Source organism: Sodalinema sp. (genome assembly GCF_046483825.1).
In the GTDB taxonomy this organism is placed as follows: Bacteria; Cyanobacteriota; Cyanobacteriia; order Cyanobacteriales; family Geitlerinemataceae; genus Sodalinema.
Map to the genome: position 1 here is coordinate 1 of NZ_JAWOCL010000034.1, position 7,713 is coordinate 7,713.

9 protein-coding genes are annotated in these 7,713 nt (G+C 53.5%); 5 read left to right on the forward strand and 4 right to left on the reverse strand.

Annotation, left to right across the window (positions count from 1 at the left end; translation table 11 throughout):
• Positions 1-950: hypothetical protein (locus R6U67_RS02260; RefSeq protein WP_410251043.1), on the forward strand; the 950-nt coding region annotated here is incomplete at its 5' end.
• A gap of 42 nt (positions 951-992) precedes the next feature.
• On the opposite strand, the gene R6U67_RS02265 is transcribed toward R6U67_RS02260, so the two are convergent.
• On the reverse strand, positions 993-1,616 hold the full coding sequence (locus R6U67_RS02265) for a class I SAM-dependent methyltransferase (RefSeq protein ID WP_410251044.1): 624 nt from the start codon (positions 1,614-1,616) through the stop codon (positions 993-995).
• Positions 1,617-1,738: 122 nt separating this feature from the next.
• On the opposite strand from R6U67_RS02265, the gene R6U67_RS02270 reads away from it, so the two are divergent.
• The gene (locus R6U67_RS02270) at positions 1,739-2,182 is read left to right on the forward strand and encodes a hypothetical protein (RefSeq protein ID WP_410251045.1); all 444 of its coding nucleotides are present in this window, start codon (positions 1,739-1,741) and stop codon (positions 2,180-2,182) included.
• Here R6U67_RS02270 and R6U67_RS02275 read toward each other — a convergent pair.
• Positions 2,086-2,802, reverse strand: a complete 717-nt coding sequence (locus tag R6U67_RS02275) for a phosphoribosyltransferase (protein WP_410251046.1) — start codon at positions 2,800-2,802, stop codon at positions 2,086-2,088. The two genes, R6U67_RS02270 and R6U67_RS02275, sit on opposite strands and share 97 nt — an antisense overlap.
• 222 nt (positions 2,803-3,024) lie before the next feature.
• On the opposite strand from R6U67_RS02275, the gene R6U67_RS02280 reads away from it, so the two are divergent.
• Both R6U67_RS02280 and R6U67_RS02285 read left to right on the forward strand, forming a co-directional pair.
• On the forward strand, positions 3,025-4,404 hold the full coding sequence (locus R6U67_RS02280) for an ankyrin repeat domain-containing protein (RefSeq protein WP_410251047.1): 1,380 nt from the start codon (positions 3,025-3,027) through the stop codon (positions 4,402-4,404).
• Positions 4,405-4,498: 94 nt separating this feature from the next.
• Positions 4,499-5,611, forward strand: a complete 1,113-nt coding sequence (locus tag R6U67_RS02285) for an AI-2E family transporter (RefSeq protein WP_410251048.1) — start codon at positions 4,499-4,501, stop codon at positions 5,609-5,611.
• 77 nt (positions 5,612-5,688) lie between these two features.
• On the opposite strand, the gene R6U67_RS02290 is transcribed toward R6U67_RS02285, so the two are convergent.
• Complete coding sequence (locus tag R6U67_RS02290; RefSeq protein ID WP_410251049.1) at positions 5,689-6,801, reverse strand: RNA-guided endonuclease InsQ/TnpB family protein; 1,113 nt, start codon at positions 6,799-6,801, stop codon at positions 5,689-5,691.
• Positions 6,802-7,048: 247 nt separating this feature from the next.
• Between R6U67_RS02290 and R6U67_RS02295 the strand changes: the two genes are divergently transcribed.
• On the forward strand, positions 7,049-7,246 hold the full coding sequence (locus R6U67_RS02295) for a hypothetical protein (protein WP_410251050.1): 198 nt from the start codon (positions 7,049-7,051) through the stop codon (positions 7,244-7,246).
• 129 nt (positions 7,247-7,375) lie between these two features.
• Here R6U67_RS02295 and R6U67_RS02300 read toward each other — a convergent pair.
• The coding region (locus tag R6U67_RS02300) for a Uma2 family endonuclease (protein ID WP_410251051.1) at positions 7,376-7,713 on the reverse strand (338 nt) is incomplete at its 5' end.

The following is a 7,713-nucleotide window of genomic DNA, read 5'->3' on the forward strand; positions in this document are numbered from 1 at the left end:
TCAGCCTACCGGGCATCGAATCGCTAATTGAAGACGCTACCACCGCTGTCTCAGATCAAGACTACAGCTTAGCAATTCGCAAGCTCCAAGAAGCACGGGAAATTAGTAATCAACTCTCGAACTTTTATCAGCAGCTTTCGACGAACTTTTCGGGTATTGACAACCGGATTTTCCAACGACAACGCGATCAAGCCCTTGAAGCGGCACAACTGCGGGATACGGCCACCTATCAACTGGCTCGCCTCCATCGCGCTCAGAACAACCCGGAACTGGCCGTTCCCCTGTTGGTTCAGGTGGTACGCTCCCAAAATCCCACTCGTCCTCTGGGGAATCAAGCCTATCGTCAACTTTATGAACTCGGGTTTGTTAGCTCGGATTTTCCCCTCGAATCTGAGCAAGCTGAACCCGAACCTGAGGAGATGGAACCGGTTGAGGGCGAGGATCGCAATGAACTAACCGAGGCCCGCGAAGATCTCGAAGCCGCCACGGAGGTTCTCGATGAGCAAGAAGCACAGGGTGAGACGCCAGCGGTTTTGGCTTCGGATTCTCTGTTGACCTTTGTGGGCATCGATCAGTTAATGGATGATGCTAGTGCAGCAGTCTCCAATGAAGACTATGAGGGCGCAGCCGCGACATTGCAAGAGGCCCGAGAGTTAGGCAATCAGGTGTCTAATCTCTATCAAGATCTGGCCTCGGCGTTCTCGGGACTGGATGGGCCGATTTTTGAGGAACAACGCAATTTAGCCCTCAGCGCCGCTCAACGACGGGATGAAGCCACCTATCAGTTGGCGCTCCTCCATCGCTCTCAGGATAATCCTGAGTTGGCAATTCCGTTACTGGTGCAAATTGTTGAATCTCAAAATCCAACTCGGGATTTGGGGCAAAATGCCTATCGCCAATTGTTTGAGTTGGGCTTTGTCAGTGAGTCCTATCCCCGCAGCCGCAACTAAAACATACTGGGGGCGAAAAGGTTTCGCCCCGGTCGCGGTGGACTATTTATAACCCTGAATAATCTGTAAGCTTCCTCCGGCATGGAGTTGCCGATCGCAACGCTGAAAGCCCACAGCGGAGAGTAATCCTGGTAGATCGGTTTCAATGAATGTCCAGGCGGTTTCGGTTTCAAATACCCAGAAAAAGGGCGCGAGTCCTAGCCAAAAGAGTGGATTGGTTGGACGATGAAAGTCGGCGATCGCAAAGATACCCCCAGGTTTAAGGACTCGGAAAACCTGCCACACAATTCGATTGAGGGTCTCTGGGTCCATTTCATGCAAGGCGGCACTGGTATGAACGAGGTCAAAGTGATTATCCTCAAAGGGGAGATCTTGGGCAAAGGCTTCGACATACTTCGCCTGGGGAACGTTCTGTTTGGCCCGTTCTAGGGAGAGAGGTGAGGCATCTAAACCAATGACTTGGTTGGAGCGTTCTACTAAATATTGGGTTGTTTGTCCACTGCCGCAACAGAGATCTAAAATGGTACTGTCGGGCTGGATGTCGAGGTTTTGTAGGGCTAAGGTGCGGAAGCGATCTTCTCCGCCGACGCTGAGCGCGGCGGTTCGAGAGATGCTGTCATAAAGCCATTGATAACGGTAACTGAGGTTACGTAAAAATGTTGCCATGTTCTTTTAAAGGAGTTTTAAATTGCTTGAGAGTCTAAGTTTTGAGGGGTTTTCTTGAAGGTTTTGCCTCGTTTTTAATTTATTTTTTATCCATTAAACTGTTTTTGAAAACTGCTGAAGTCGTGAATATTTCTCAACGAGATATATCAATGGGGATTCAATGGGGATCTGCCTTTTTAGTGATGTTTTTGCTCTTGGGATATAATACGTTAATTAGTCTCTTACTCGCTAGTACGGGGGGCATTGCCGCCGGAACGATCGCCTCGGCTTGGAGCGATCGCCGTCTCCCGGATAACCCCCCGCCTCAGTTTCCCTCGGATGCCTTTCGTCGCTTTGGAACCGAAGAACCGCCCCACCATCTTCAAGAGTTAGCCCAACGTCAGGCTCGCTACCATCACCAGCGACAGGTGATCCATCGAGGTCGTCCCTCGCCGCTGTGGGAGGTGTTTTTAGCCCGGTTGGGGGTCATTCAACGCTGGGATTTTGGCTCCCCGGCCAAGTCCTCTGACTCCGATGAAGCGGAGGACTCGGAAGACTCGCAGGACTCGAAGGCTGATAATAACTGACAGACATCGTCGTCGCTGGTGGGGGAAAAGTCCTCATACCAGAGTCCCAGATAGCGGAAGGGATGGGGGGTGGCCCCACAGATGACCTCATCGACCTGACGACGAAGATCCTCGCAAATTAAAGGGGCCGCTAGGGGGACAGCGACGATTAACTGACGGGGCGCTTGAGCGCGTATACTGGCGATCGCCGCCAACATGGTGGCCCCCGTGGCCACGCCGTCATCGACTAAAATGACCGTGCGATCGCGAATCACCGGCGCTGGACGATCACCCCGATAGCGTTGTTCTCGACGCTGCAACTCCTGGCGTTCTTGGGCCACAACCTCGGCGAAGGCCTCAGGAGCAATCTGACAGCGTTCTAAGACGGGGCCGTTGTGGCTGATTTCATCCCCTGAAGCAATGGCCCCCATGGCTAACTCAGGATTGCCCGGAACCCCCAGCTTACGCACTAAGCAAACATCTAGCGGGGCATCGAGGGCCTCGGCGATGACCGCCGCCACCGGCACACCGCCCCGAGGAAGTCCCAAGATCAGAACATCTCGGCGTTGACGATAGGCCGTTAAGCGTTCGGCTAACTGCTGTCCAGCTTCGGTGCGATCGCGAAAAATCGGAGTCGTCATTGGTGTCTCCTCGATAATAGCAACGTGGAGAACCCCAGACACAGACCCAGCTTAGGGGGGCCAGAAATGTTAAGGGGACAAGATATTGTCCTTAAAAGCTAATAATTCTGAGTTTCCCACATTTAAAGGATAGCGAAACGGTACAGTAGTCCTAGCCCAATTCAGGTCTGTTCTTGGACCTGATTCCCTGTCCTGAGAGTTTGCAACCGGAGCTTAGGAACCTTGACCCACTCTTCCCCCACTCATCGCCTCCTTGATGCCGCGCAACATGGTGATCTCGAAAACGTCGAGCGCTGTCTGAGTCAGAACGCTGACCCCAATGTTGGCGATCGCCACGGAACCACCCCCCTGATGTTCGCCGCCGCTCAGGGCGCGGTGAGGCTCATACAAGTACTGATCCAGGCGGGGGCTGATGTCAATCAACAACGACAAACCTTTGGCGTCTCAGCCTTGATGCTGGCCGCGGCCAATCACCAACGAGAAGCCGTGATGGCTCTGCTTGAGGCTCAGGCGGATGTGAATCTCTGTAACGAAGATGGTAGCACGGCTCTTATGGCCGCAGTCCTCAAAGGCGATACGGTGATCACCCATCTCCTCCTGGAAGCGGGAGCGGCCGTCAATTGTCGGGATCAGCAGGGGGATACCCCCCTCCATTTGGCGGTACAGCAGAATTATCCGCCCCTCGTCGAAACCTTACTCAAGGTTGGGGCGGATGCCAATACCCTCAGCCCCGAGGGTACACCTCTACTCGCTCAAGCCGCTGAACGGGGTCATGAGGCGATTGTTCAACGGCTGCTTGAGGCGGGAGCGGATGTGGATGCTTCGGGAGTCGATGGCGTTACCGCCTTGACTCTGGCGACCGAAGCCGGCCACCGCTCAATTGTGCAACGGTTGCTGCAAGCTAGAGCTAATCCGAATGCCAGCAACCCCGATGGGAGTACGCCGCTGATGGTGGCGGCGGCCACCAATGATTGTGCGATCGCCCAACTCCTCTTAGATGCCGGTGCTAATTGTGAGGCCGAGGATGCTGAAGGGGAAACGGCTCTCAATTGGGCGGTGGTGGAGGGACAAATTGAGATGGTGGATCTGCTCTTACAACGGGGGGCGATCGCCAACCGCGTCAACCGCCTCGGGGATACTCCCCTGTTTGTGGCCGTCTTGCAACAGAAACTCGATCTCGTGCAGCGACTCCTAGCGGCGGGAGCGGACGTGAATAGTGGTCCCCCGGACGACTCGCCCCTCTTGGTGGCCACAGCGCAACAAAACCGAGCGATGGTGCGTCTGCTTCTCGATGCTGGGGGCGATCGCCTCACTGGGGAGGGTCAGGGTCAAACCCCTCTACATTTAGCCGCCCGTTACAATAATAACGACCTCCTGGAGTTGCTCTTGGAGGGGGCATCGGACTGTGATCCCCGCGATAAAACCGGCTCGACTCCCCTGATGTGGGCGGCCCATTTTGGCCATCTGGCAGCGGTGCGATCGCTGCTCGCCGCCGGAGCCGATCCCAGCCTCAAAAACAACGGTGGCCATACCGCTCTCTCCATTGCCGAGTACAATCACAATCAGGGCGCTGTCCAACTCCTAAAACATCCCCCCGCCTGAGGCCTATTGCTTTCTTCCCCCCTGTTCCCTGTTCCCTATTCCCTGTTCCCTTCTTCCCTTCTTCCCCCCTGTTCCCTGTTCCCCATTCCCTGTTATGACCAAGCGATTGATTTCGCTATCCCTTCCTAACATCATTGTTATTGCCACAGTCGTTGTCAGCTTGTTCATTCTCTGGCAACTACAAAGCTTGGTGTTGATTTTGATGATTTCAGTGGTGTTAGCCGCCTCGATCGCCCCAGTGGTGGATCTGAGTGAACGTGTGCTACGACTACCGCGCTGGTTAGCCACAATTTTCACCTATGTCAGCTTGATTTCTGTCTTAACCGGTGTGATTCTGATTATTGGCCCCCCGGTGTTTGAACAGATTGAGCGTTTAGTTCGGCAATTACCGAAACTCTCGGAGGATGTCCTGTCGGCCCTAGAAATGACGGTGATGCGCTTGACGGATGCGCGCCCGGAGTTGGTGTTGGAACTGTTTGACACCCAATCGATTACCCGCTGGCTGATTGGTTCATCTCAGCAACTGGTGTTACGCTCCTACAGCATTACGCGGGGGATTCTCGGAGCGGCGTTTAGTTTGATTCTCTCTCTGTTTATTTCCGGTTATATGGTGGCCGATAGTCGCAAGCTCGTTCACAGCATTGTGCAACTGTTCCCACAACCCTGGGAAGACCGACTGGCAGACCAATCGAAGGTGGTTGGGCAACGGATGGGGGGCTATATTCGCGGCCGAGTGTTGGTCTCGATTATTTTGGCCGTCGCCACCTCAACGGTGTTGACAATTTTGGGTCTGAGAGATTTTGCCTTGGGGTTGGGGGCGATCGCCGGCGTGACCAATTTGATTCCCTTTGTTGGTCCGATTTTGGGGGCGATTCCGGCCTTAATTGTGGCCATCGCCCAAGGCGGATGGATCGTGTTGTGGGTATTACTGCTGTTTGTGATTATCCAAAACCTCGAAACCTATGTTCTCGATCCCCTACTGGTGGGGAGTTCAGTGGGGGTTCACCCCCTGTTTCAGCTTCTCTCGGTCCTCGGTGGGGCGCAAGTTCTGGGTATTATTGGCGCCTTGATTGTTCCCCCCTGGTTTGCTGGGGCCTCGGCCCTGGTGGAAAATCTCTATCTGCGTCCGAAACGCATTGCAGAGGCTCAAAGTCAAAGTGCGGCGATCGCCGTCTCGGCCTCCCCAGTCCCCAGTCAACGGTCGTGACATCCTCCCGACGCTAACCCTTACGGGTATAGCGCGGGCTTCCCTTCCTCGCGGTTGGGGCTTCCTGCTTCTAATCGCTAACGCGAACGCTTCGCGAACGGGGTTCCCAGGCAACCTTCCTCCGCAGGCAGTCTCACCGACTGTCCATCGGCTACAAAGGCAAGACCACGTTGCACTACCACTTGAGCGGCGGCAACATCTCGGTCAGTCGTATATCCACATTCATGGCAATGATGCACTCGTTCGCTGAGTTCCTTTTTCCCGGTCTGCGCTCCGCACTGAGGGCAAGTTTGACTTGTTCGATTGGGGTCAACCTGCGCGAAGTAGACACCCCGCTTCCAGCACACCCACTTGAGGATTTCTAGGAAGCTACCCCAGGCGGCATCCAAACAATGTTTTGCCAGCATCCCGCGACGGGTTGCTTTGAGGTTCAAATCCTCAGCGAAAATCATCCCGGCGTTATCGCAAAGCTTGTGAGCCGTCAGAAAGTGGAACTCACGCCGAACGTTGTAAATGTGTTCATGCAGTTGGCGAATCTTGGCTTGAATCTTCCGGTAGTTAGCAGAACCCTTTTTCTTATTTCTCAATTGGCGTTGCAGCCATCGAAGCTTGCTTTGCAAATTCACGAAAAAGCGAGGACGTTCTACCAATTCACCCGTCGATACAGCTAGGAACTTTTCCAAGCCCAAATCTATGCCAATGGGTTCACCATGAGGCATGACATCGGGAACGGAAATATCCGCTTGCAGAATCAACTGCGCGTACCATCCAGACGGCTTGAAGACGATCCGAACTTGCTTGACCTCAAACCCATCTGGAATGGGTCGATGCAGGTTGATAGGCATCGCTCCAACTTTCGGCAGTTTGATTTCAAATCCGTTGACTGGATTCGATTTGAACTGCGGGAAGACAAACGAACGATACTGACCAAACTTTTTGAAGCGAGGAAATCCGAATCCTCTTTCGGTGTAGAACTTGAACGACTTATCCAGTCGTTTCAGGGCATCTTGCAAGACTTGAGAATGAACCGCTTTGAGTTCTGGAATCCTCTTTTTCGCTTCAGTCAGCGCATTCTGTTGTTTGTAGTAGTCGGGATAGGGCACGTCAGCAGGGATGATGTATTCCTGCCTAATACTGCAAGCATTGACCGGACATTTACGCGAGTTCATCCAGTCTTTACGCTCTGCCAAGGCGTAGTTATACACGCGACGACATTGCTCCAATCAGTCAAGCATTTGTGCTTCTTGGTCAAGTCCTGGATAAATTCGATAGCTGTAGGTCAAGTTCAACATGGCTACATTCTAACAGATTTACACCTTTTGTTAGAAGCGATAGATAGTGTGTCGATTTTCGGGGCATCGAACCCCTCAATCGACGCGGGGAGTCCATGTCTCCCGACGCTGACCTTGCAGGTACATCGCGGGACTTATAGCTCCGGTGAACCCCTCAAAAGTTAAGACGGATGTTCGGGTGCGTGGGGAACTGCGCGATCGCCTACAGCTTTGTTTGCTCAACTCTGACGTTGTTAAAATGCCATGTCTTACCGTTCTGGGGCGATCGCGCCAAGTTGAGCGAGATTTCGCCGTTGGGCAACTGTCAACCCGGTGGCAGCGGACTTTTGGTTGGTTGACTTAGTGTCGCCGCTTAAATCGAGATTATGAATATTCCCCCGAGAGCGCTCAGGCCTGGATTTATCTGGCCTCGATTGGTCTTTTGTTGAGACGTTTAGCCTAAGGCGCGACTTTTCAGACATCCTCTTACACCTTAACAACCTCCACCAACTCCCGATTCACCGTCTAATGTAGCCGGAATGTCGGTGTCTTCATAGATGTCGGCCAGGGCGATCGCACCGTTCACACTCGCAAGTTGGATGGGATCGGTGGTGGGTACGATCGCCCAGTTACCCCGATCGCCTTTTTGAAAGACTTCAACCTGCTGGCGATCGCTCGAAACGAGGACGTATTCTTCGAGACTGGGAATAGTGCGGTAGTCGGCGAATTTTTCGGTGCGATCGAAACGAGCCGTCGAGGGAGAGAGAACTTCGATAATGAGGCGGGGATATTCAATGTATTGGCTTTGGGGCTGACGATCGCGATCATCGC